17 protein-coding genes and 1 pseudogene are annotated in these 24,033 nt (G+C 59.0%); 12 read left to right on the top strand and 6 right to left on the bottom strand.

The features are described from left to right. Positions 1 to 104 precede the first annotated feature (104 nt). The 5 genes from ACRWA7_RS21700 to ACRWA7_RS21720 all read left to right on the top strand — a co-directional run bounded on the left by ACRWA7_RS21700 (position 105) and on the right by ACRWA7_RS21720 (position 4,334). Positions 105 to 359, top strand: coding sequence for a hypothetical protein (locus ACRWA7_RS21700; protein WP_438395979.1), 255 nt, complete (start codon positions 105 to 107; stop codon positions 357 to 359). Further along, positions 352 to 1,374 carry a beta-propeller fold lactonase family protein gene (locus ACRWA7_RS21705; protein WP_438395981.1) on the top strand — a complete coding sequence of 341 codons (1,023 nt, stop codon included), beginning with the start codon at positions 352 to 354 and terminating at the stop codon, positions 1,372 to 1,374. Before ACRWA7_RS21700 ends, ACRWA7_RS21705 begins: the two co-directional genes overlap by 8 nt. Positions 1,375 to 1,456: 82 nt before the next feature. After that, entirely contained in the window at positions 1,457 to 2,482 is a 1,026-nt protein-coding gene (locus ACRWA7_RS21710) for a sterol desaturase family protein (RefSeq protein WP_438395983.1), read from the top strand. A gap of 159 nt (positions 2,483 to 2,641) precedes the next feature. Then, positions 2,642 to 3,499: an EI24 domain-containing protein gene (locus tag ACRWA7_RS21715; protein ID WP_060816926.1), complete on the top strand. Its 858-nt coding sequence runs from the start codon at positions 2,642 to 2,644 to the stop codon at positions 3,497 to 3,499. A gap of 22 nt (positions 3,500 to 3,521) precedes the next feature. Next, positions 3,522 to 4,334: a competence/damage-inducible protein A gene (locus tag ACRWA7_RS21720; RefSeq protein ID WP_438395985.1), complete on the top strand. Its 813-nt coding sequence runs from the start codon at positions 3,522 to 3,524 to the stop codon at positions 4,332 to 4,334. A gap of 28 nt (positions 4,335 to 4,362) precedes the next feature. Here ACRWA7_RS21720 and ACRWA7_RS21725 read toward each other — a convergent pair whose 3' ends face one another. Continuing rightward, on the bottom strand, positions 4,363 to 4,827 hold the full coding sequence (locus ACRWA7_RS21725; protein ID WP_438395986.1) for a rhodanese-like domain-containing protein: 465 nt from the start codon (positions 4,825 to 4,827) through the stop codon (positions 4,363 to 4,365). 331 nt (positions 4,828 to 5,158) lie between these two features. Here ACRWA7_RS21725 and glnA point away from each other — a divergent pair, with 331 nt between their 5' ends. The 3 genes from glnA (at position 5,159) to ntrC (ending at position 9,517) form a co-directional block, all read left to right on the top strand. Next, complete coding sequence (gene glnA, locus ACRWA7_RS21730; RefSeq protein WP_438395987.1) at positions 5,159 to 6,574, top strand: type I glutamate--ammonia ligase; 1,416 nt, start codon at positions 5,159 to 5,161, stop codon at positions 6,572 to 6,574. 157 nt (positions 6,575 to 6,731) lie between these two features. Next, positions 6,732 to 7,877, top strand: a complete 1,146-nt coding sequence (glnL, locus tag ACRWA7_RS21735) for a nitrogen regulation protein NR(II) (RefSeq protein ID WP_060816922.1) — start codon at positions 6,732 to 6,734, stop codon at positions 7,875 to 7,877. A gap of 137 nt (positions 7,878 to 8,014) precedes the next feature. Continuing rightward, positions 8,015 to 9,517 (top strand): nitrogen regulation protein NR(I), encoded by a 1,503-nt coding sequence (gene ntrC, locus ACRWA7_RS21740; RefSeq protein WP_438395989.1) that lies wholly within the window; start codon positions 8,015 to 8,017, stop codon positions 9,515 to 9,517. Between the two features lie 33 nt (positions 9,518 to 9,550). On the opposite strand, the gene xth is transcribed toward ntrC, so the two are convergent. Next, positions 9,551 to 10,327 (bottom strand): exodeoxyribonuclease III, encoded by a 777-nt coding sequence (gene xth / locus ACRWA7_RS21745; protein WP_438395990.1) that lies wholly within the window; start codon positions 10,325 to 10,327, stop codon positions 9,551 to 9,553. Between the two features lie 263 nt (positions 10,328 to 10,590). Here xth and ACRWA7_RS21750 point away from each other — a divergent pair, with 263 nt between their 5' ends. Beyond that, positions 10,591 to 11,865, top strand: coding sequence for an amidohydrolase family protein (locus tag ACRWA7_RS21750; protein ID WP_438395991.1), 1,275 nt, complete (start codon positions 10,591 to 10,593; stop codon positions 11,863 to 11,865). 71 nt (positions 11,866 to 11,936) lie between these two features. Here the strand turns inward: ACRWA7_RS21750 and ACRWA7_RS21755 are convergent, their stop codons facing one another. The 4 genes from ACRWA7_RS21755 to fixL form a co-directional block, all read right to left on the bottom strand. Continuing rightward, the gene (locus ACRWA7_RS21755; protein WP_438395993.1) at positions 11,937 to 14,069 is read right to left on the bottom strand and encodes a M3 family metallopeptidase; all 2,133 of its coding nucleotides are present in this window, start codon (positions 14,067 to 14,069) and stop codon (positions 11,937 to 11,939) included. Between the two features lie 177 nt (positions 14,070 to 14,246). Further along, complete coding sequence (gene folD / locus ACRWA7_RS21760; protein ID WP_438395995.1) at positions 14,247 to 15,110, bottom strand: bifunctional methylenetetrahydrofolate dehydrogenase/methenyltetrahydrofolate cyclohydrolase FolD; 864 nt, start codon at positions 15,108 to 15,110, stop codon at positions 14,247 to 14,249. A gap of 485 nt (positions 15,111 to 15,595) precedes the next feature. Next, positions 15,596 to 16,243, bottom strand: a complete 648-nt coding sequence (fixJ, locus tag ACRWA7_RS21765) for an oxygen response regulator transcription factor FixJ (protein WP_060816916.1) — start codon at positions 16,241 to 16,243, stop codon at positions 15,596 to 15,598. Continuing rightward, positions 16,240 to 18,768, bottom strand: a complete 2,529-nt coding sequence (fixL, locus tag ACRWA7_RS21770; RefSeq protein WP_060816915.1) for an oxygen sensor histidine kinase FixL — start codon at positions 18,766 to 18,768, stop codon at positions 16,240 to 16,242. The genes fixJ and fixL overlap by 4 nt, the downstream gene beginning before the upstream one ends. A gap of 304 nt (positions 18,769 to 19,072) precedes the next feature. On the opposite strand from fixL, the gene aceE reads away from it, so the two are divergent. From aceE to ACRWA7_RS21785, 3 genes and pseudogenes are all read left to right on the top strand, one after another. Further along, the gene (gene aceE / locus ACRWA7_RS21775) at positions 19,073 to 21,772 is read left to right on the top strand and encodes a pyruvate dehydrogenase (acetyl-transferring), homodimeric type (protein ID WP_438395998.1); all 2,700 of its coding nucleotides are present in this window, start codon (positions 19,073 to 19,075) and stop codon (positions 21,770 to 21,772) included. A gap of 86 nt (positions 21,773 to 21,858) precedes the next feature. Next, positions 21,859 to 23,523 carry a dihydrolipoyllysine-residue acetyltransferase gene (gene aceF / locus ACRWA7_RS21780; protein WP_438395999.1) on the top strand — a complete coding sequence of 555 codons (1,665 nt, stop codon included), beginning with the start codon at positions 21,859 to 21,861 and terminating at the stop codon, positions 23,521 to 23,523. A gap of 225 nt (positions 23,524 to 23,748) precedes the next feature. After that, positions 23,749 to 23,961 (top strand): annotated as a pseudogene (locus ACRWA7_RS21785) (biotin/lipoyl-containing protein); the annotation flags it as partial. Positions 23,962 to 24,033: the final 72 nt, after the last annotated feature.

Genomic DNA, 24,033 nt, shown 5'->3' on the forward strand with positions numbered 1-24,033 from the left:
CGGACTCAGAAGCTCAGGATCATCCGTGTTGTAGCGCTGGCGATATACACGATCTTTCCTAAATTGATCGAGTAATCCAATAATCGATTCGGATTACAAAACAAATGAAATTAGTGTGGAATTTGATGGTTTTTGATGGATTTTTGTCACAACTTTTCGGTCCCACCCAACTTCTTTTTCAAAGCCAGTGGCCGGGCGATGTGCGCCGCGTTCCGCGAAGCAGCGCCTCAAAATCGGGCCACCGTGGCATTCACGCAGCATTGCTGAAAAAATGCGCGAAACCTGCGCCGGCTCAACCTCTTGGAAGCGCAATCGTTCTACAATGGTGGCTGTTTTTCGACTTGAGTTTTCATGCGTAATCCTTCCCGTATTCTTTTCTCGCGCTGTTCTTCTCGCGCGACTGCTGCAACTGCCGTATTGATCGCTGCCTTTTCAATGGGCGCGCCGGCCCACGCCAACAACGTGATCGTGCTGAATTCCGGCGAAGCCACGCTGAGTCTCATCGACGAGGCTACACGTCAGGTCGTGTCCACCATTCCGACCGGCAAGGAACCGCACCACTTGATGGCGACGCCCGACAACGCGTCGCTGATCGTCGCGAACTCGGTGTCGAATAACCTGATGTTCGTCGATCCCAAGACGGGAAAACCGCAGCGCTGGGTCGAAAACATCGAGGACCCGTACCAGGTTGGGTTTTCGCCTGACAACAAGTGGTTTGTGTCGACCGGCTTGCGGCTCGACCGGCTGGACATCTACCACTATGACGGCAAGAACATTTCGATCGCGAAGCGCATCCCGCTCGCCGTCATGCCGAGCCATATCGCGTTCACGAACGACAGCAAGACCGCCATTATTTCGCTTCAGGTATCCGGCGAGATAGCGGCGATCGATCTGCCCACGCAGACGGTGAAATGGAAGATGAAGGTCGGCCCCGTGCCTGCCGGCGTCTGGATGACACCCAACGACAAATACCTGCTGGTCGGCATGACGGGCGCGGACTATGTCGCGGTGGTTGACTGGCGTAACCAGAAGGTCGTCAAGACCATCAAGACGGGTAATGGCGCGCACAATTTCCGCTCGATGGCGGACGGCAAGCACGTCCTGGTGTCGAACCGGGTTGCGAGCACGATCAGCATCATCGACCAGGATTCGCTCACGAACGCGGGGGACATCACCGGACTGCTTCCAGGTCCGGACGACATGGAACTTTCCGCGGACAAGCGCTATCTTTGGGTTACGTTCCGGTTCGCAAAGAAGGTCGGGATTATCGACCTGACAAATCGTAAGCTTATCCAGACAATTGCAGTCGGCCGATCACCGCACGGGATTTATTTTTTCGACCGGGCTCCGGTGTTTGGCCCGAATGGCGGCTGAAACGGTGGACGGATTCACCGCCTGCATTGAAGATTGAATGGCGGTCTTTTGTTAGGGCGCCTGGTAACGATTGCGGAGTTTCATGTTTCATTCCATCCTTTCCATGCTCGACACGGTCGTCTCGACAATGCAGACATGGCTGTACATAGACGTGGTGCAGCCATTCCTGTTCAAGGTCGGCCTGATGGGTTACGACGAGGACACATATGACGCGCTTTATTGGGTGATCGTCGGTGTGCTCGAAGTTCTGGTCATGTACGCCATCCTTCGGCCGCTGGAGGCGCTGCGTCCCGCTGAAAAATGGCCGGACCGCAAAGGCGTTCGCGTGGACGCGCTGTACACATGGATTGTCAAGCTGGGCATCCTGAACCTGTTTTTCTTCTTCACGTTCCAGCCGTTCTTCGACAGTTTTCAAAGTTGGCTGCGGCTGCGCAACATTTCCAATATCGAACTCGATAATCTGTGGCCGGGCGTGACTTCCCAGCCGATTGTCGCGTTCTTCATCTATCTGCTCGTGCTCGATCTCGCCGGTTATTGGTATCACCGGATGGAGCATCGGATCGGCATCTGGTGGGAATTGCACGCGGTTCACCACAGTCAGCAGAAAATGTCGCTATGGACCGACGACCGCAACCATCTGCTCGACAATATCCTGCAGGCGGGTTTCTTTGCCGCGGTCGCATTGGTGATCGGCGTGCAACCGTCGCAGTTCGTGGTGCTCCTGGCGATCACGAACCTGATGCAAAGTGTCCAGCACGCAAACATCCGGGTGCATTTTGGGTGGCTTGGCGAGCGTCTCCTTGTCAGCCCGTCGTTTCACCGGCGGCATCATGCGATCGGCTACGGTCACGAAGGCACAACGTACGGGTGCAACTTCGGCGTACTGTTTCCGTGGTGGGACATGCTTTTCCGAAGCGTGTCGTGGAATCGCGATATCGAGCCCACGGGCATTCGCGATCAGTTGCCGGTGGCCGACGTCCCAGGGCGCGATTATGGCGATGGCTTCATCGCGCAACATCTGCTCGCGTTTAAACGCATTGGTGGGCGCATCAGGTCGCACCGCGCGACTCGTGCTCCAAATTCGGATTCGGACGCTGCTGCCGTCTGATTGCCGATTGATCGCGCCTCCCTCGGTAAGGCATTAGGTCTTGTTCGCCGGCTCTCGCCGGCGAATTGCGTTTCCGTCCAGCGTTAGCCATCCGGACGAGCAGCGCGTCATGCGCTCTCTGGTTTATCCTGTCTTCTTTCCATCTCAAACGACCTTTGCATGAATGACTTGTTGCGTTCGTTCGTGCGCGCTCTCGCGAACGCTTTTCATCCGAGAATGCTTTGGCTTACCTTCATGCCGTTCGCCGTGGCGTCGGTTGCATGGGGCGCTGTCCTATGGTTTTTCTGGCAGACGCTGACGGGTGCCGCGCGTAACTGGCTTGACGGCTGGGCGCTTACATCGGCCATGTACCGGCTTTTCGACTCTGTCGGTTTTTCGTCGCTGCATGCGGTGATCGCGCCGTTTTTTATCGTGGTCATGGCAATTCCGTTGATCGTCGTGACCATTTTGTTGCTCATTGCGACGCTTTCGATGCCTTCAGTGATCAAGTTACTGACACGGCATCAATACGCATCGCTTGAAATGCGGCGTGGCGGATCGTGGTACGGCAGTCTTGGGCATTCGGTCATTACCACGGTCGTTTGTCTCGTACTGTTGATCGTCACGCTGCCGCTTTGGCTGATTCCGCCGTTTTTCGCGATCATTCCGCCTGTATTGTGGGGATGGCTTACGTACCGTGTAATGACTTACGACGCACTCGCATTGCACGCGAGCGCTACAGAGCGGCGCGCTATTGTGCGGCGCGCACGTTGGCCGTTGTTCGGTATCGGCGTGATCAGCGGTTTGCTCGGGTCTCTGCCAACCATGCTGTGGGCCTGGTCGGTCTGGCTGTTGCCGTTGTTTCCGGTCGTGGCCGCGGCGACGATCTGGATCTATGCATTCATTCTAGTTTTTTCGGCGCTCTGGTTTGGGCACTATTGTCTGCACGCCCTCGAGCGCCTGCGGGCGGAAACCACGTCCGCGTCGCCTCCGCTGAGCGGTTCCAGCGCGCCTGCCGAGCTGCGAATTTCCGGCTAATTTCTAAGATCAGGGAGCATTCATGGGCTTTGGCGTGATCATCATTGGCGACGAAATATTGTCCGGGCGAAGATCCGACAAGCATCTGCCAAAAGTTATCGAATTGTTGTCGGCGCGCGGATTGTCGCTGGATTGGGCGGAATACATCGGCGACGACCGCGAACGCATCACGGCCACGCTCAAGCGGGCGTTTGCGTCTGGCGACATCGTGTTCTCGACGGGCGGTATTGGCGCCACACCCGACGACCATACGCGTCAGTGCGCGGCTGCGGCCTTGGGTGTACCGCTTGAATTGCATCCGGAAGCGGCGGAGCTGATCCGTGCGCGCATCCGGGAAACGGCCGGCGACAAACCCGCCGACCTGAATGCGCCGGACAACCTGCACCGGTTGAACATGGGCACGTTCCCGAAGGGCGCGAGCATCATTCCGAACAGCTACAACCGCATTCCAGGCTTCTCGGTCGGCAATATCCATTTCGTGCCTGGATTTCCGGTCATGGCGTGGCCCATGATCGAATGGGTGCTCGACACCCAATACGCCCAATTGCATCATGCGACGCCTTATGTCGAGCGGTCCTTGTTCGTTTTTGGCTTGCCGGAGTCGCGGATTACGCCGCTGATGGAATCCATCGAACGTGATTTCGCGGGCGTGCGCGTTTTCAGCTTGCCAAGCGTAGGCGATACCGCCCGCGGCGCCGTGTTTGGGCGTGCCCACATCGACCTGGGCGTCAAGGGTGAGCCGGAGACGGCGAATGCGGCGTTTGAACGATTGCGCGAAGGCGTAACGGCGCTGGGCGGCGAGATAGTGGAAGTCGAGCCGGGCGCGGCGCAATAAGCCTTGCTGACGGTCCGGCCGATATCGCTTATGCGCCGAGCCAGGGCAAGCCGCGAAAGCACCATCCGGAAATGGTCTTGCGGTGACCTTGTCCGTCCTTGTCGCCCTCGAAGCCTTCGAGCAGGTCGAATGCCTTTGTGAAGCCTGCCTTTTGAGCAGCTACGGCTGCGAGCTTCGAGCGTGCAGCACTTCGGCAGAGAAACAGAATCGGTGTATCGGGTGCGGCGAGCTCGCCTAGCTGCTGAATAAAGGCGGTGTTGGGAACAGAGCCCGGATATTGAATCCACTCGATATGCGCGTATTGGGCGGTGTCGATGGCGGGTCGCCCGACCCAGTCTAATTCAGCGCGTGTGCGGACGTCGACGAGGCGTACGGAAGGATCGAGTTGCAGTAGTTCGAAGGCCTCGGCAGGAAGAACAGCGCCAGCGTACGGAAGCTGGTTCTCGACTGCGCGGGCGGTACTTCTGGCATACAACTGTTCGAGTGTGCTCATGGACGAAGGTCTCCAACCGGACATTTTAATCAGGCATTCTAGCGTGCCAATCACTGGTTGATAGATGCATCAGCATGGTGCGCAGAGTTTGAATCGCCCTGAATCAGTGCTAACGTTATGGGTCGCACCGCCGCATGCACGAAATTGGTGCGTTATGGCGAGTGCACGGATTCCAAGAGAATCTCGGGTCCCCGAAAAAGCGCGCAGCTTCAATCGCTTAGCGCAATAATGGTGCGTTTGGCATGGAAGCTGCTTTTGACTGTACCGATGGTTTCGAATCGGTTAGGCGGCGAATGAGTGTTCGTCGATTTTGTTAATCAGGAGATAGGTAATGAGCAAATCCGTGGCCGACGTCATGCAACTCGTCAAGGACGAGGACGTCAAGTTTGTCGACTTCCGTTTCACCGACACGCGCGGTAAAGAACAACACGTTTCGGTGCCGGTCTCGGCATTCGACGAAGACAAATTTGAAAGCGGCCACGCTTTCGACGGTTCGTCTATCGCCGGATGGAAGGGCATTGAAGCGTCGGACATGCTGTTGATGCCGGATGCGGATACTGCTTTTGTCGATCCGTTCTACGAAGAGTCGACGCTCGTGATGTCGTGCGACGTCGTCGAGCCGTCGGACGGCAAGGGTTACGAACGCGATCCGCGCTCGCTCGCGAAGCGCGCTGAAGCGTATTTGAAGAGCTCGGGCCTGGGCGACACGGCTTTCTTCGGTCCGGAACCTGAATTCTTCATTTTCGACTCGGTGCGCTGGAGCGCGGACCAGTCGGGCTGCTTCGTCAAGGTCGGTTCGGAAGAAGCGCCGTGGTCGTCGTCAATGGAATTCGAAGGCGGCAACACCGGTCACCGTCCAGGCACGAAGGGCGGCTACTTCCCGGTTGCTCCGGTCGACACGTTCCAGGACATCCGTTCGGAAATGTGTCTGCTGCTCGAGCAGATCGGCATTCCGGTCGAAGTGCATCACCACGAAGTGGCGGGTCAAGGCCAGAACGAAATCGGCACGAAATTCTCCACGCTGGTTCAGCGCGCAGACTGGACGCAACGACTGAAATACATCGTTCAGAATGTGGCGCACACCTATGGCAAGACGGCGACGTTCATGCCGAAGCCGATCGTTGGCGACAACGGTTCGGGCATGCACGTTCACCAGTCGATCTGGAAGGACGGCAAGAACCTGTTTGCCGGCGACGGATACGCAGGCCTGTCGGAATTCGCGCTGTTCTATATCGGCGGGATCATCAAGCACGCGCGCGCGCTGAACGCCATCACGAACCCGTCGACGAACTCGTACAAGCGGCTCGTTCCGCACTTCGAAGCACCGGTGAAACTGGCTTATTCGGCCAAGAACCGTTCGGCGTCGATCCGCATTCCGCACGTGGCGAATCCGAAGGGCCGCCGCATTGAAACGCGTTTCCCGGATCCGATGGCGAATCCGTACCTGTGCTTCTCCGCGCTGATGATGGCCGGTCTGGACGGCGTGCAGAACAAGATTCACCCGGGCGAAGCAGCGGACAAGAACCTGTACGACCTGCCGCCGGAAGAAGATGCAAAGATCCCGACCGTGTGTGCCGGCCTGGATCAGGCGCTCGACGCACTCGACGCTGACCGCGAGTTCCTGACGGTGGGCGGCGTGTTCACGGATTCGATGCTCGACGCGTATATCGAACTGAAGACGACGGAATTGCAGCGCTATCGCCAGGCTGTGCATCCGATCGAATTCGAGATGTACTACTCGCTGTAAGCGGATGGCGCGCGCACTTCGTTTTCCGGCAGCCGGGGAAGTGCGCCGCTCGACGCGAAGCAGAAGTGTCAGGTGAACAAAAAGGGACGGCGCGCCGTCCCTTTTTTTAATCGCCGGATCTTCGTCTCACAGTTTCAAGACCGGGTCTCACAGCACGATGGTTCTCAAGAATCTCATCAAGGCGAGAAAGAGTCCTCCCGACAATTCGCTGTCCGACGACGCCACGCTCGTCGCCACCAATCTGCTGCCGGGCATGGAAGCATTGCCTACGGTCGTGCTTGTGCTGGACAAGTCGACGCTGAAGATCGCATTTGCGAATCCGTCGGCCGAAGCCATGCTCGAACGTTCGCGCAAGCAGTTGGCTCAAACCGCGTGGCCCGAATTGTTCGCCAATGCGGACGAACTGGTATCGACGATTGCGTCGATTGCCGATCACAGGTTCAACGCGACCCATCTGGATGCCGTGCTGGAACGTCCCGGCCGCGAGCCGCTGCATGTACATGCAATCGTCGCGTATCTGGAGGCCGCGCCCAATTACGTGCTGCTCGAACTGTTCGAAAACGAGCGGCATCTGAAGACCGATCGCGAAGAGCGCATTCATGATCTGACCGCGGTCAACAAACAACTGATTCGCAACCTCGCGCACGAAATCAAGAATCCGCTTGGCGGCATCCGGGGCGCGGCGCAACTGCTCGAGTTCGAGCTGGGCGCGCGTGAACGTGACGAACTGCGCGAATACACGCAGGTCATCATCAAGGAATCGGACCGGCTGCAGACGCTTGTCGACCGGTTGCTGGAGCCGCATCGTCATCCGCATATCGTGGGCGATGTGAACATCCATGAAGTCTGCGAGCGCGTGCGCGCCGTGATCCTTGCCGAGTTTCCCCGTGGCCTCACGCTCGATCGCGACTACGACGTGAGCGTGCCCGACCTGCGCGGTGACAAGGAGCAGTTGATCCAGGCGTTGCTCAACATCGTTCGTAATGCAGCGGAAGCGTTGCGCGAACGCATTTCACAAGGCGATGCGCGCATCGAACTGCGCACGCGTATTGCACGCAAAGTGACGATTGGCAAACGCTTACACAAACTGGCACTGGACTTGCATATCACTGACAATGGTCCAGGCATTCCGGAGGAAATACGTGACAGGATCTTTTATCCGCTCGTATCCGGGCGGGAAGACGGCAGCGGGCTTGGCCTTACGCTCGCACAGACCTTCGTGCAGCAGCACGATGGATTGATTGAAGTGGAAAGCAAGCCGGGCTGCACCGAGTTCACCATCCTGTTGCCGTTTGAAGGATAAGCGGCCCTGCCCGGCAATCGTGGCCAATCATTCAACGATCAATCACGAGGGTTCATCGATATTTTTGAAGCGCTGATGCGCCTGACCGTTTCGACGGGCTTAAACCGAACCACACGAAGATATCTCGCCGAACTTTTATGAAGCCGATCTGGATAGTAGACGACGACCAATCCATCCGCTGGGTGCTTGAAAAAGCCCTCGCAAGAGAGAACTTCGCGACGCGCAGTTTTTCCGGTGTCCGCGATGCGCTGACCGCGCTCGAACAGGAAAGCCCGCAAGTGCTCGTGTCCGACATCCGCATGCCGGGTGGATCGGGTCTTGAATTGCTGCAAACCGTGCGCGACAAGCTGCCCGGTCTGCCGGTCATCATCATGACTGCGTTCTCCGATCTCGACAGCGCGGTTGCCGCATTTCAGGGCGGCGCGTTCGAGTATCTTGCCAAGCCTTTCGATGTCGACAAAGCGGTGGAACTGATCCGCCGTGCTGTCGACGAAAGCATGCGCGGCGAAGCGGCCTACGACAACAGTGTCACGGAAACGCCTGAAATGCTCGGCCAGGCGCCGGCGATGCAGGATATGTTTCGCGCTATTGGCCGTCTGTCGCATTCCGCCGCCACTGTGCTCATCACGGGCGAATCAGGCACCGGAAAGGAGCTTGTGGCGCGCGCGCTGCACCGCCATAGCCCGCGCGCGAACGGACCCTTCATTGCGTTGAACACGGCGGCGATCCCGAAGGATCTGCTCGAGTCCGAGTTGTTCGGGCACGAACGCGGCGCGTTCACGGGCGCGCAGGCCATGCGTCAGGGACGTTTTGAGCAGGCGGAAAACGGCACGCTGTTCCTCGATGAGATCGGCGATATGCCGTTCGATCTTCAAACGCGCTTGCTGCGGGTGCTGTCCGATGGGCAGTTTTATCGCGTGGGCGGGCATAACCCGTTGAAGGCGAATGTTCGCGTGATCGCGGCGACGCACCAGAATCTCGAATCGCGCGTGCGCCAGGGTCTGTTTCGCGAGGACTTGTATCACCGGTTGAACGTGATCAGATTGAGGTTGCCCGCTTTGAGGGAGCGCAGCGAGGACATTGCGCTGCTCACGCGCCACTTTCTGCAAAAGAGCGCGCGCGATCTGGGCGTGGAACCGAAGCGTGTATCCGAAGATGCGCTTGCGTTTCTTGCATCGCTGCCGTTTCCCGGGAATGTCCGGCAGTTGGAGAATCTATGCAACTGGCTGACCGTGATGGCGCCGGCGCAGACCATCGAACGCAAGGACCTGCCGCCAGACCTTACGCCGACGCAGGAATATGCGGGCGAAAGTACGTCCTTGACGGCTTCCGCGACGGAGGGCGGGGCGTCGAGCGCAGCCGTGGCGAGCGGTTCGAATGGCTTGCCTGTTGCGCTCGGCAGTGCGCCTGCAGGCATTCCCGCGAGTATCTGGGAGAACGGCTTGCGCACGGAGGTCGCGCGCCTGCTGCGGGAGAACACCGCCGACGTCATGGATGAACTCGCGCGGCGGTTCGAGGCTGCAGTGATCCGCGAAGCGCTCGATTTCACGCGTGGCCGCAAGGTCGAAGCGGCCGAACGTCTGGGTATTGGCCGGAATACGATCACGCGCAAGATCCAGGAATTGCATCTGGATGCTTGACGTATAGCGGGAACGGCAACGTTCCCGCTTCCTCTAGCCAATGGTCGCAATCACCGGCGCATGATCCGATGGTTGCTCCCACGTCCTCGGCACTTTATCTACTTCACAGGCCGTGCAGCGCGCGGCGAGTTCGGCCGTCACCAGAATGTGATCGATGCGCAATCCCGCGTTGCGCCGGAACCCGAGCATGCGGTAATCCCACCACGTAAAGAGTTTTTCCAGTTGCTCGAATTTGCGAAAGGTATCAGTGAGACCGAGTTCTATGAGTTGCACGAAATGCGCGCGTTCATCGGGTGAAACAAGGTTCTGGCCTTCCCATGCTTTCGGGTCGTGCACGTCGCGATCTTCCGGCGCGATGTTGTAGTCGCCGAGCAGGGCCAGTTGCGGATAGCTTTTCATTTCGACTTGTATCCAGTCGCGCAGCGCTTCCAGCCAGCGCATCTTGTAGGCAAATTTCTCGGTGCCCGGCGCCTGTCCATTTGGGAAATAGGCTGAGATGATCCGGACGCCTTCTACCGTCACGGCAATCACGCGCTGTTGCGGATCTTCGAAAGCGGGGATATTGCGCACGATTGTGGTTTCGTCGACCGTGAGACCGCTGCGCACCAGGATGCCCACGCCGTTGTAGGTCTTCTGTCCGGCGTACCAGCTCTTGTAGCCCGCGGCCTCCAGTTCGGCGACGGGGAATTTGTCGTCGGTCAGCTTGAGTTCCTGTAGGCACAGCACGTCGACGCCGCTCGTCGCCAGCCAGTCGATGACATGTTGCTGACGGACTTTGAGCGAGTTGACGTTCCAGGTGGCAATTTTCATTTAGTGGATGCTCGGAATGTATTCTGTACGGTGATGAGTTCTAGCGCGAACGCAGCTTCGTGCATACGTAGCTTGAGCTTCAAGTCACTTTGACTCAAGACGCCATTCTATGACGTGCCGCGCTTAAATCATCCGAAGCCGTAGTTTCGCGTGCATCGTCTGGCGCTTGAAGTAGACCGAATGGCTAACGTGCTTCACGCGCTCGAAATTCCGTTTTCCGGGCCGCTACAATGTCCCGAATACATCAGCAAAAGGACAGCCCCATGGACCTGATCATTCGGCGAGCCGTGCTCGCACATTCGCGCGATCCTGTGGATATCGGCGTTAAGGATGGCCGGTTTGCCGCCATCGAACCGCGACTTGACGCGACGGCCCCCGAAGAAATCGAGGCTGCGGGCTCACTTGTCACAGCGCCGTTCGTGGATGCGCATTTTCATATGGACGCCACGTTGTCCTATGGGCTGCCGCGCGTGAACGCGTCGGGAACGCTGCTGGAAGGCATCGCGTTATGGGGAGAACTGAAACCCGTGCTCACCCAAGAGGCGCTGATTGACCGGGCAATGCAGTATTGCGATTGGGCCGTCGCACGCGGCTTGCTCGCGGTCCGCTCGCATGTCGACGTGTGCGACCCGCGTCTGCTCGCAGTGGAGGCGCTGCTCGAAGTGAAGCGTCGAGTAAAACCGTATCTCGACTTGCAACTTGTTGCGTTCCCACAAGACGGCGTTCTGCGCAGCGAGGGTGCGTTTGAGAACCTGAAGCGTGCGATATCGATGGGTGTCGACGTCGTTGGAGGAATTCCGCATTTCGAGCGCACGATGGCCGATGGAGCGCAATCCGTGCGACTGCTATGCGAGTTCGCGGCGCAGAAGGGTTTGCGCGTGGACATGCATTGTGACGAGTCTGACGACCCCATGTCGCGGCACATTGAAACGCTGGCGGCAGAAACGCATCGGCTAGGTTTGCAGGGCCGTGTCACCGGTTCGCACGTTACATCGATGCATTCCATGGACAACTATTATGTGAGCAAGCTGATTCCGTTGATCCGCGATTCCGGCGTGGCTGTGATCGCCAATCCACTGATCAACATCACCCTGCAAGGACGCGCCGACACATACCCGAAGCGCCGCGGCATGACGCGCGTGCCTGAACTGATGGCAGCAGGCGTCGACGTGGCGTTCGGCCACGATTGCGTGATGGACCCGTGGTATAGCCTCGGTTCGGGCGACATGCTTGAAGTCGCGCATATGGGATTGCACATCGCGCAGATGACGGGCGTGGATGCAATGCGTGCCGCATTCGAGGCAGTGACCACAACGCCCGCGAAGATTCTGGGTATTGAAGGATATGGAATTGCGGTGGGCAACAACGCGGACTGCGTGATGCTGGATGCGCGCGATCCTATTGAAGCAATCAGATTGCGGGCTGCCCGTACCGCCGTACTTCGGCGCGGCAAGGTAGTCAGCCGAGCGCCTTCAATGCGAGCAAGCCTGAGCCTGGAAGGGCGTCCGGACCAAGTCGATTTCCGGCTGGACAGATAGGAATGTCGGGGTAAAAAAAGCGGTCCCGGCTTGCGCCGGAACCGCCCTGCGAACTCGGGAGGCCTGCTCGATCAATGCGCAGCGGCAGGCGACATGCCGTTATGCCTCAACAGCGCGTCGATATTCGGCTCACGGCCGCGGAATGCCTTGAACGAGTCCATCGCTGGCCGGCTGCCGCCAACTTCGAGTATCTCGCGACGGTAGCGGATTCCAGTCTCAGCATCCAGCACCGATCCGCCGCCAACCTTCGCGGCTTCTTCAAATGCTGCATACGCATCGGCCGACAACACTTCCGCCCATTTGTAGCTGTAGTAACCCGCGGCATACCCGCCTGCGAAAATGTGCGTGAAGGTGTTGGTCCAGCGTGAGAACGGCGCTTGTGGCACGACGTGGAAACGTTCGTTGATCTCGCGTGCGAAATCGTTGACGTTCGTGGCGCCTGCCGGATCGTAGTTGCTGTGAAGCTGGATATCGAACACGGAAAGGACGATCTGTCGCAAGGTGCCGAGGCCGCTCTGGAAGTTCTTTGCGGCCAGCATCTTGTCGAAGAGCTCACGCGGCAAGGTGGCGCCGGTGTCGACGTGACCGGACATGTCGGTGAGAACGTCCCATTCCCAGCAGAAATTTTCCATGAACTGCGACGGCAGTTCGACAGCATCCCATTCCACGCCGTTGATGCCGGATACGCCGAGTTCATCGACGCGCGTGAGCATGTGGTGCAAGCCATGGCCGAACTCATGGAACAGGGTGATGACTTCGTCGTGCGTGAAGCAGGCTGGCTTGCCACCCACTGGCGCCGAAAAGTTGCAGGTCAGGTACGCAACCGGCGTCTGTACCTTGCCGTCCTGATTCTTGCGGCGCGAGCGGGCGTCATCCATCCATGCGCCGCCGCGTTTGCCTTCGCGTGCATACAGGTCCAGGTAGAACTGCGCGACGAGCGAGCCATCCTTGTTTTCCACGCGGAAAAAGCGCACGTCCGGATTCCAGACGGGGGCTTCGTCGCGACGAATCGAAACGCCGAACAGGGTCTCCGTGACCTTGAACAAGCCCTTCAACACCGCCTCCTGAGGAAAATACTGCTTCACTTCGTTTTCGGAGAACGAATAGCGTTGCTGGCGCAGCCGTTCGGCGGCGAAGGTCGAATCCCACGGTTGCAGTTCGGGCATGCCCAGCTCGGTCGCGGCAAACGCGCGCAACTCCATCCAGTCCTGTTCCGCGTGGGGCCGCGCGCGCACTGCGAGATCTTCGAGGAACGAGACCACTTGGGCGGGCGACTCGGCCATCTTCGGCGCGAGCGAAACCTCGGCGAAGTTCTGGTAGCCGAGCGCGTGCGCTTCTTCGTCGCGCAGTTTCAATTGCTCGACCACGTTCGCCGTGTTGTCCCATTCTGGCTTGCCATGGCCGTAGTTCGGCCCCAACTCGGACGCCCGCGTCACATAGGCGCGATACATCGCTTCACGCAGCGGCCGATGTTCGGCGTATTGCATGACCGGAAAATACGACGGAAAGTGCAATGTGAATTTCCAGCCTTCGTTGCCTTCTTTTTGCGCGGCTTCGCGCGCCGCCTGGATCACGTCTTCCGGCAAACCTGCAAGCTCGCTTTCATTCGTCACGATGTACGAAAACGCGTTAGTGGCATCGAGGACGTGATCGGAAAATGCTTTCGATAACGCCGCCTGTTCTTCCTGCAAGCGCGCAAAGCGGGGCTTCTTGTCTTCCGGCAATTCGGCGCCCGACAAGCGGAAGCCACGCAACTCGTTGCTGAGCAACTTCTTTTGTTCGGCCGTCAGCGCCTCATGTTCCTTGCTCGCGGCGATCGCCTTGTATTTCTCGTAGAGCGCCAGATTCTGTCCAACGCTCGCGGAAAACTCCGTAACGCGTGGCAAATTTTCCGCGTGGGCGGCGCGCAACTCGGGGGTGTCGGCGACGGCGTTCAGGTGGCCGATGACGCCCCACGCGCGCGAAAGCCGTTCGCTCGCGCGCTCCACGCTTTCCACAATGTCATGCCACGTCGCTGGCGTGTCCGGTGCGGCGGCGTGATCGACGGCGGCTTTTGCATCGGCGAGAAGCACGTCCAGCGCGGGCGTGACGTGTTCCGGCTTGATGTCGTTAAAAAGGGGCAGGTCGGAGAAGTCGAGCAGCGGGTTGCCGTGGACTTGGGACTGAGCGTGATTCGCGGTATTCGATGGTGTCGAACTGGACATGACTCTCCCGGTCTCGGATGAAAATTTCAAAGAAGAAACGCGAAGACGCGCCGCGAAACACGACGCGCCAAATCGGCGGTGACAAGTCTATTGTGGGGATGCCTTGGCCGATTCTCAAATCGTTTCTGACTACGGCCGCGATTGACGCAATGCGCGCGATCGTTGCGCGGAAGGAAATCAGTCGCGCTCTTGCTGCATGGCGCGCTCGGCGGCTTCGATGGTATTCACGAGCAGCATGGTGATGGTCATTGGCCCAACGCCGCCTGGCACAGGCGTGATGAATCCGGCGACTTCCTTCACGTTTGCGAAATCCACGTCGCCGCACAGCTTGCCATTTTCGTCGCGGTTCATGCCCACGTCGATTACCGTGGCGCCTGGCTTGACCATGTCCGCGGTCAGGATGTTGCGCCGGCCGGTTGCCGCCACGACCACGTCTGCATTGCGGGTGAGCGCCGCGAGATTGTGCGTTTTGCTGTGCGTGATGGTGACGGTCGCGCCGGCTTCGAGCAGCAGCATGGCCATGGGTTTGCCGACAATGTTCGAGCGTCCGATCACCACGGCATTAGCGCCTTCGAGCGGGATCTGGTGGGCTTCGAACATTTTCATTACGCCGTATGGCGTGCAGGGGCGGAACAATGGCTTGCCGGTCATCAGGGCGCCGGCGTTCTCGACGTTGAAGCCATCGACGTCTTTGGCAGGCGCGATTGCTTCGATGACTTTATGGCTATCGATATGTTTTGGCAGTGGTAACTGAACCAGGATGCCGTGAATATTGGGGTCGTTGTTCAGGTCATCGAGACGGGCGAGCAGTTCGCTTTCCGTGAGCGATGACGGAAAGCGGTCGAATACGGAATGCAGCCCGTTGTCCTGACACGCCTTCACTTTGTTGCGCACATAGACTTCGCTGGCCGGATTCTCGCCGACAAGAACGACGGCCAGGCCGGGTTGCTGTCCGCGGGCGGTCAGGGCGGCGGCGCGGGAGGCGACATTGGCGCGAAGGGTTTTGGAGAGGGCGTTGCCGTCGATGATTTGGGCGGTCATGGAAGATTTCGGCGGGGGAAAGTCCGCCGCTTTTCGGAAAAGTGCGGGAGGGCAGGCTGCGTGACGCAGGACTGCATCAAGCTCAAATTATACCGGACAGCGTTTTACTGGCACGAAGGCTGCCGCTGACAAGGTGCTCAACGAGCCGGTTGATCTAGCCCGAGAACGCTGGTGGCGAAGCGTGTGGATGTAGTGATACGGAGGGGGAGGGTTTCAGCTAACGGTGATTACGGCGGCAACCGTTCTTTTGAAGTCCCAAGCAGATATCACTGCACGCTTGGTCCACTTAAGAATTAGCGGTTGGAAGGCGTTTTCTTTGCTTCGTTTCTTTTTCGCCGTTGGAAAAAGAAATGAAGTCCCGCCACGGACAGTGGCTAACAGTGCTAAAGAGGAACAACGAACAGGGAATGCGCAAAGCCCTAAAAAGCAACCTTGGCCTAGGGCTGCCCAAGTCCATCAAAGCACCTGGGCGCCCATAAAACCCCCTACTGAGCCTGCTGGGTCTGCGGCTTATTAGAAAGCGCGAGTCTCAACAAATCGGCGACGGTATTCACAGAAAGTTTCTCCATGATATTAGCCCGATGGGCCTCAACCGTCTTGATACTAATCCCCAGATCATCGGCGATCTGCTTATTAAGCCGCCCCGCGATAATCCGCTCCAGCACCTGATGCTCCCGCGCCGTAAGCTTGCCCAAGCGCTCTGCCGCGGCGCGCTGCTGCTGCACGCTTGAACTCTCGGTCCGCGCCTTATCCAGCATGCGTTCGACCAGCTTCCTCAACTCGGCTTCATCGAAAGGCTTTTCGATAAAATCCATCGCACCTTTCTTCATGGTCGACACGGCCATTGGCACGTCCCCATGACCCGTGACAAAAATGATCGGCAGCAGCGAATTCTCCGCAATCAGCTTTTCCTGCAACTCGAGCCCGCTCATGCCCGACATGCGCACATCGAGTATCAGGCACGAGATCGCGCCGGAATGGGCGATCGGGAGGTACGCATCGAGGTACGCTTCGGCGCTCGCAAAACACGAGACGCGGTAGCCATTGGCTTCAAGCAGCCAGCGCAAAGAATCACGCACGGCTTCGTCGTCATCGACGACAAAGACGGTTTCCTGAGTGGTGACTGTGCTCATAGCTCTCCCGTAACAGTTTGTTGTGTGGGTTGATGGCTGAGAGCCTCCGGTCCGCTATTACCCGGACCATCGGCTTCTCCGATTGGCAAACTGCAATGGAATGTCGCGCCCGTGACGTTTCCGGCGGTGTCGATATTGTTCACCACCCAAAGTCGTCCACGATGCGACTCGATGATCGACCGGCAAATATTCAGGCCCATGCCCATGCCGTCGGACTTCGTGCTGTAGAAGGGCTCGAACAGGCGTTCCGCAGTGGCTTCGTCCACGCCCGGACCCTGATCGACCACGCTGATGCAGACAAAACCGCCATCGGTACGCTGCACGATCACGCGGATCACCGGGTCGATGGCATTCGGCTTGGCGTCATGCATGGCTTCCGCGGCATTCTTGAGCAGGTTCACAAGTACCTGTTCGATCAGCACCGGGTCCACATGGATCACCGGCATACGCGAACGGATCTCGGTCAATATCCGGATCTTGCGTTTGCGCGCTTCGATTTCCGCGAGACCGACGGCGTCCGCGACGATATCGCTGACACGCGTGGGCTGACGCTTCGGCTCGCTGCGCTTCACGAATTCACGAATGCGCTTGATGATCATGCCCGCGCGCACGGCCTGCTGCGCGGTTTTTTCAAGTACCGGCAACAGCGCGTCCTGCGTCATGCGGCCCGATTTCACGAGCGCGACGCAGCCCGAACAGTAATTGTTGATTGCGGCGAGCGGCTGATTCAGCTCGTGCGCGAGCGACGACGCCATTTCCCCCATCGTCATCAAACGGCTGGTGAACTGGAGCTTTTCTTCTTGCTGGTCGGCGAGTTCCTGCGCCTGCTTGCGTGTGGTGATATCGGTCGCGATCTGCATCTGCGCGAGATGACCGTCGACCCATTGAATGTACTGGCGGCGCACTTCGAACCACTTCTGGATGCCTTCCACATAGACTTCCTGCGCGTCCGACGTACTTTCGGTCAGCGCGGTGGCGGGCAGGCCGGCGTAGGTATCGACCATGTCGATGGAATCCGACGACGCCTGCGCCGTATCGAAACCCGCGCCCGCAAGCTCGAGGTGACCGTCCGGACGAATCCCGAACAAGTGCCGGTAATAGCGGTTTGCGAACAGCAGTTCGGCTTCGTCGGCTGCAAGCACGGACACGGCCGCGTCCAGGCTTTCGAGCACCGTCGTGAAGCGCTCGTGCGCGGCGGCGAGATCTTCGCGCGCGCGGCGCGGCTCGGTAATGTCGGTCATCGACGACATCCAGCCCGTCTGGCGTCCCGAACTGTCGATCAGCGGCGACACGTAGAGCCGTGCGTGGAAGAACGAACCGTCCTTGCGGCGCACGCGCAGCTCGAACCCGGACGAAGGCGCCTTGCCGCGCAGCGTCATGTCGAGTTGCCGCTGCATTTCCGGATAAGCGTCTTTCGGCCAGTACGGAAAGGGCGCCACCTTGCCGACGAGATCGCTTTCGTCCCAGCCCGTCATGCGGCAAAACGCGGGATTCACGTGCGTGATCCGGCCGTGCATGTCCAGCACACGCATGCCGATCAGCACCGAATTTTCCATGGCGCGGCGAAAGAACGCCTCGGCGTACAGGGCTTGCTGCGCTTCAAAACGCTGGCGCGTGTGTTTCCACAGGCTCCACAAGCTCCACAACACAAAACATGACAATCCGGCCACAAGCCAGACAAGCGTGTTGTTGGTGAAATTCGTCAGTTGGGGATACGAATAAACGCGTACCGATACCCCTTGTCCCGGCGGATCGAGCGGCAAGTCGTAGAACATGTCGCGCGGCAGACGCGGCCGGGTGGAGGTCGTGGCGAGTTCGCGATTGTTCAGGTCGGTAATGGAAATCTTGTACTTCGCCGAAAGCTCGCCGGGAATGTCGTGCTTGAGAATCCCTTCGATGGAAAACACCGCCGCGATCGAGCCCAGGAATTCGCGGTCACGATAAACCGGCGTTTGCAACGTGATGTAGCCGTTGCCAATATCGTCGTAGAGCAGCGGGGAGTAGATCTGGCGGCGCGTGGTGCGGGCTTCGTCGAAGGCGGCCTGGACCGCGTCGTCCATTTGCGCGTCGGTCGGTTTCGCAAGCCGCGAGCCCAGCACGGGCAAGGGCGTATTGGGCCAGCGCGGCTTGTGCTGCGCCGTGTACCAGTTCATGTAGAGGATCTCGGGATGCCCCTGCATGATGTCGCCAGTCGAACTCTGGAATGACTGGGGATCGCCGTGACCCGACGCAATGTCGCGTGCAAGCGCCTGGATCTGTTCCTGCGCGCCGGTCATGGACAGCCGGATCTGCTGCTGTGCCCATGCGACATTTCGATACAGCGTGTCCTCTTGCTGCTGCTGCTCGCGCCGGTTGAGACTCCATAAAATGAGGCTCATCACGACGAGAAAGACCAGAATGGATATCAGCGGCGTGAGCAAATACGAGTTCGACCACCACGGTCCGTGGTGCCAGCGGGTCGGCGCCGTGTCGTTGAGTTTCTTCGACGAGCGGGCCGAGCGTGCGAAAAGCCGGTCGGTCAACATGCGCGCAATTGTAACGCAGCGAAGGACTGTTAAAAGGCGTAAAAAGGCTTCAAAACCTCGGCATTTGATCGCAAGGACACTAAACCTCTCTCAAAAAGTCCTTATCCCACGGTGCGTTGCAGCATTTTTCCGTATTATGAGATTGACTCTCATGATTCGAAAAATTGCTTGCTTTACCGTTTAGAGCCTCTTTAGAATTGCCGCACGCGCGCTTGTCCCCATCGTTTTCCGCGGTTGATCCTGCGGTTTTCAACAAGGCTCGCGTCGACTGTTCACAGAGCGTTCCTCAAATCAGGAGACGAGCATGTCAGCTGTACCCGACGAAGTGATGAAATATGTCGCCAACGCCAAGGACGACGAAGATCCCCAGGAAACTGCCGAGTGGCTCGAGGCTCTCGATGGCGTGATTTCGGCGGAAGGCCCGGATCGCGCGCATTACCTGATCGAAAAGCAGATCGAATTCGCTCGCGTGCACGGCGAACATCTGCCGTTTTCAGCCAATACCCCATACATCAATACGATCCCGGTTGCTGCGCAGGCGAAGATCCCCGGCGACCAGGACATCGAGCACAAGATTCGCTCGTACACGCGGTGGAACGCCATTGCCATGGTGCTGCGCGCGGGCAAGGACACGAACGTGGGCGGTCATATCGCTTCGTTTGCCTCCGCCGCGACGCTGTACGACGTCGGCTTCAACCATTTTTGGCACGCGCCGTCGCCCGAACACGGCGGCGATCTGGTGTTCGTACAAGGCCACTCGTCGCCGGGCGTATATGCCCGCGCTTTCCTGCTCGGCCGCCTGAAAGAAAGCCAGCTCGACAACTTCCGTCAGGAAGTGGGCGGCGAGGGCATTTCGTCGTACCCGCATCCGTGGCTGATGCCGGACTTCTGGCAGTTCCCGACTGTATCGATGGGTCTTGGCCCGATCATGGCGATCTATCAGGCGCGCTTCATGAAGTACATCGATGCGCGCGGTATCGCGAAGGCGGGCGACCGCAAGGTCTGGGCGTTCCTCGGCGACGGCGAGACGGATGAACCGGAATCGCTCGGCGCGATCGGCATGGCCGGACGCGAGCGCCTGGACAATCTGGTCTTCGTGATCAACTGCAATCTGCAGCGTCTTGACGGTCCGGTGCGCGGCAATGGCAAGATCATCCAGGAACTCGAAAGCGAATTCCGTGGCGCCGGCTGGAACGTGATCAAGGTGGTGTGGGGCAGCCGCTGGGACTCGCTTTTCGCCCGCGATAAAACCGGTGCGCTGATGCGCCGGATGATGGAAGTGGTCGACGGCGAATATCAGACCTACAAGTCGGAATCGGGCGCGTACGTACGCGAGCATTTCTTCAACACGCCGGAACTCAAGGCGATGGTCGCGGAATGGTCCGACGAGGACATCTGGAACCTGAATCGCGGCGGCCATGATCCGCACAAGATCTACGCGGCTTACACGGAAGCATCGAAGACGAAGGGCCAGCCGACCGTCATCCTCGCCAAGACCATCAAGGGTTATGGCATGGGCGAAGCCGGACAGGCCATGAACATCACCCATCAGCAGAAGAAGCTGCACACGGATCAGCTGAAGAAATTCCGCGATCAGTTCAAGCTGCCGATCCCCGACGACCAGATTGCCGACGTGCCGTATCTGACGTTCGAAGAAGGGTCGAAGGAACTCGAGTACATGCGCGCCCGCCGCCAGGAACTCGGTGGATATCTGCCGGCGCGCCGTCAGAAAGCCGAGTCGCTGCCGGTGCCGGATCTGTCGGTGTTCGAACCGGTGCTGAAGGGCACGGGTCCGGGCCGCGAGATCTCCACGACCATGGCGTTCGTGCGGATTCTGAACATCCTGTTGAAAGACAAGGCGCTCGGCAAGCGGATCGTTCCGATCGTGCCCGATGAATCGCGCACGTTCGGCATGGAAGGCCTCTTCCGCCAGATCGGTATCTGGAATCAGGACGGCCAGAAGTACGTGCCGGAAGATTCCGACCAGTTGATGTTCTATCGTGAATCGGAAACCGGCCAGATCCTGCAGGAAGGGATCAACGAAGCGGGCGGCATGTGCGACTGGATTGCGGCGGCGACGTCGTACTCCACGCATAACGAGATCATGATCCCGTTCTACATCTTCTATTCCATGTTCGGCTTCCAGCGCATTGGCGACCTGGCGTGGGCCGCCGGCGACATGCGCTCGCGTGGCTTCCTGCTCGGCGGCACGGCCGGACGCACGACACTGAACGGCGAAGGCCTGCAGCACGAAGACGGCCACTCGCTGATGTGGGCGGCATCCGTGCCGAACTGCGTGAGCTACGATCCGACCTTCGGCTACGAACTCGCGGTGATCATGCAGGACGGTCTGCGCCGCATGGTGGCCGAACAGGAAGACGTGTACTACTACGTCACGGTCATGAACGAGAACTACGAGCATCCGGCGATTCCGCAGAGCGATTCCGTCGCAAGCGATATCGTCAAGGGCATGTACGCGTTCCGCAAGTCCGATGCCGACGCAAATGCGCCGCGCGTTCAACTGTTGGGCGCGGGCACGATCTTCAATGAAGTGATTGCCGCCGCCGACCTGTTGAAGAACGACTGGAACGTCGCTGCCGATCTGTGGAGCGTCCCGAGTTTCACCGAACTGGCGCGCAATGGCATGGACGTGGAGCGCTGGAACCTGTTGCATCCGACAGAAGAGCGCCGTGTCGCTCACGTGACGAAGTTGCTGAAGGACGCGAAGGGTCCTGTGGTTGCATCGACGGATTATGTGCGTGCACTTGTCGACCAGATTCGCGGTTTCGTGCCGAACAAGTTTGTCGTGCTCGGCACGGACGGTTATGGCCGTTCGGACACGCGCGAAAAGCTGCGCCATTTCTTCGAAGTCGACCGCTACTGGGTCACCGTCGCGGCGCTCAACGCGCTTGCCGACGAAGGCACGATCGACCGCAAGGTCGTCGCCGAAGCGATCAGGAAGTATGAGCTCGACCCCGCCAAACCCAACCCGATGACGGTTTAACGCATCGGCCCCCGAGTGTTGTTGCGCGAAGTCGCCCGGCCTTTGACTGGGCGATTTTCGTGTCGCGACCCAGGAGACAATAAACAATGAGTCAAGCGATCGAAGTCAAGGTGCCGGATATCGGCGATTACACGGACATTCCGGTAATCGAAGTGCTGGTGAAAGCGGGTGATACGGTTGAGAAAGAGCAATCGCTCGTTACGCTCGAATCGGATAAAGCGACCATGGACGTGCCGAGTTCGGCAGCCGGCGTGGTGAAGGAAGTGAAGGTCAAGGTGGGCGACAACGTGTCGGAAGGATCGTTGATCGTCGTGCTGGAAGGCGGTGAAGCCGCAGCTCCCAAGGCCGCCGAAAAGCCCGCGGAACCGGCCGAGGAAAAGGCGCAGGAAAAAACTACGGAAGCCGCTGCGCCCGCAGCCGCGTCAGGTGGCGGAGCGGTCGAAGTGAAGGTGCCGGATATTGGCGACTTCAAGGACATTCCGGTTATTGAAGTGAACGTGAAGGTCGGCGACAAGGTCGAGAAAGAGCAATCGCTCGTCACGCTCGAATCCGACAAGGCCACCATGGACGTGCCGTCGCCCGCGGCGGGCACGGTCAAGGAACTCAAGGTCAAGGTCGGCGACGCCGTGTCGGAAGGCACGCTGATCCTGGTGCTGGAAGGTGGCGCTTCGTCGCCCGCGCCGGCACCTGCTGCAGCGCCTTCTGCGACAAAACAGGAAGCACCGAAGGCGGCCGCGCCTGCTCAAGCTGCGCCGGCGCAAAAAGAAGCGCCGTCCGCGCTCGCGCTCGCGCCGGCGATTCCTGCAGGCGAAGGCGGCACGCGCACGTCGAGCCATGCGTCGCCGTCCGTGCGCAAGTTCGCGCGCGAGCTTGGCGTCGACGTGTCGAGCGTTACGGGCACGGGCCCGAAGAACCGCATCACGCAAGCGGATATCACCGCGTTCGTGAAGGGCGTGATGACGGGCCAGGGCAAGGCGCCTGCGGCAACCGCGGCCGCCGCGCCGGCCGGTGGCGGCGAGCTGAACCTGCTGCCGTGGCCGAAGGTCGATTTCACGAAGTTCGGTCCGGTCGATCCAAAGCCGCTCTCGCGCATCAAGAAGATTTCGGGCGCCAATCTGCATCGCAACTGGGTCATGATTCCGCACGTCACGAACAACGACGAAGCCGATATCACCGACCTCGAAGCGTTGCGTGTGACGCTGAACAAGGAAAACGAAAAAGCCGGCGTGAAGTTCACCATGCTCGCGTTCGTGATCAAGGCGGTTGTTGCCGCGCTCAAGAAATTCCCGACGTTCAATACGAGCCTTGACGGCGATGACCTCGTGTTCAAGCAGTATTACAACATCGGTTTTGCCGCCGATACGCCGAACGGTTTGATGGTTCCGGTGATTCGCGACGCCGACAAGAAGGGTCTCGCCGATATCGCGAAGGAAATGGCCGAGCTCTCGAAGGCCGCGCGCGAAGGCAAGCTGAAGCCGGATCAGATGCAGGGCGGATGTTTCTCGATTTCGTCGCTGGGCGGGATCGGCGGAACGCATTTCACGCCGATCATCAATGCGCCGGAAGTGGCCATTCTCGGCTTGTCGCGCGGCGCAATGAAGCCGGTTTGGGACGGCAAGGCGTTCGTGCCGCGATTGATCCTGCCGTTGTCGCTGTCTTACGATCATCGGGTGATCGATGGCGCCGAGGCCGCGCGGTTCAATGCCTATCTTTCCGCTGTGCTGGCGGATTTTCGCCGGGTAAGTCTGTGATTTTTTAGTGCCTGGCAGGCCGCTGATTGTGTGGTCTGCCGCGCTTCTCATTGAACTTGCCTCGCACTGCATCTTGTCAGTCGCCCTTCGCGTGGGCGGCACTTGTTTTCTTTAGCGATTGCCAAAAGAAGATAAGCAAAGAAAGGCAAGTCTGCCGACGGCAGAACCGATCGCTACGCTTTGCGTTTCAAGAGGGTTCTGCCAGCTTCCTATTTAGGGGACAACATGAGTCTCACCGAACTTAAAGTACCCGATATCGGCGATTTCAAAGACGTCGACGTCATCGAAGTCAATATCAAGGCCGGCGACGCCATCGAAAAAGAACAAGGCGTGCTGACACTCGAATCCGACAAGGCGTCCATCGAAGTGCCCAGCGATCTTGTCGGCACAGTCAAGGAAGTCAAGGTCAAAGCCGGCGATAAAGTCTCGCAGGGCACCGTGATCGCAATCGTGGAAACCGCCGACGCAGGCAGCGAGAAACCGGCCGAAAAACCCGCTGCTCCGGCCAAG

The sequence above is a fragment of the Caballeronia sp. DA-9 genome, from assembly GCF_051615025.1.
In the GTDB taxonomy this organism is placed as follows: Bacteria; Pseudomonadota; Gammaproteobacteria; order Burkholderiales; family Burkholderiaceae; genus Caballeronia; species Caballeronia sordidicola.

Bases quoted from the DNA above. Each gene is read 5' to 3' on its own strand.
- ACRWA7_RS21700 (WP_438395979.1), top strand. From the start codon at position 105: ATGAAATTAGTGTGGAATTTGATGGTTTTTGATGGATTTTTGTCACAA.
- ACRWA7_RS21705 (WP_438395981.1), top strand. From the start codon at position 352: ATGCGTAATCCTTCCCGTATTCTTTTCTCGCGCTGTTCTTCTCGCGCG.
- ACRWA7_RS21710 (WP_438395983.1), top strand. From the start codon at position 1,457: ATGTTTCATTCCATCCTTTCCATGCTCGACACGGTCGTCTCGACAATG.
- ACRWA7_RS21715 (WP_060816926.1), top strand. From the start codon at position 2,642: ATGAATGACTTGTTGCGTTCGTTCGTGCGCGCTCTCGCGAACGCTTTT.
- ACRWA7_RS21720 (WP_438395985.1), top strand. From the start codon at position 3,522: ATGGGCTTTGGCGTGATCATCATTGGCGACGAAATATTGTCCGGGCGA.
- ACRWA7_RS21725 (WP_438395986.1), bottom strand. From the start codon at position 4,827: ATGAGCACACTCGAACAGTTGTATGCCAGAAGTACCGCCCGCGCAGTC.
- glnA (WP_438395987.1), top strand. From the start codon at position 5,159: ATGAGCAAATCCGTGGCCGACGTCATGCAACTCGTCAAGGACGAGGAC.
- glnL (WP_060816922.1), top strand. From the start codon at position 6,732: ATGGTTCTCAAGAATCTCATCAAGGCGAGAAAGAGTCCTCCCGACAAT.
- ntrC (WP_438395989.1), top strand. From the start codon at position 8,015: ATGAAGCCGATCTGGATAGTAGACGACGACCAATCCATCCGCTGGGTG.
- xth (WP_438395990.1), bottom strand. From the start codon at position 10,327: ATGAAAATTGCCACCTGGAACGTCAACTCGCTCAAAGTCCGTCAGCAA.
- ACRWA7_RS21750 (WP_438395991.1), top strand. From the start codon at position 10,591: ATGGACCTGATCATTCGGCGAGCCGTGCTCGCACATTCGCGCGATCCT.
- ACRWA7_RS21755 (WP_438395993.1), bottom strand. From the start codon at position 14,069: ATGTCCAGTTCGACACCATCGAATACCGCGAATCACGCTCAGTCCCAA.
- folD (WP_438395995.1), bottom strand. From the start codon at position 15,110: ATGACCGCCCAAATCATCGACGGCAACGCCCTCTCCAAAACCCTTCGC.
- fixJ (WP_060816916.1), bottom strand. From the start codon at position 16,243: ATGAGCACAGTCACCACTCAGGAAACCGTCTTTGTCGTCGATGACGAC.
- fixL (WP_060816915.1), bottom strand. From the start codon at position 18,768: ATGTTGACCGACCGGCTTTTCGCACGCTCGGCCCGCTCGTCGAAGAAA.
- aceE (WP_438395998.1), top strand. From the start codon at position 19,073: ATGTCAGCTGTACCCGACGAAGTGATGAAATATGTCGCCAACGCCAAG.
- aceF (WP_438395999.1), top strand. From the start codon at position 21,859: ATGAGTCAAGCGATCGAAGTCAAGGTGCCGGATATCGGCGATTACACG.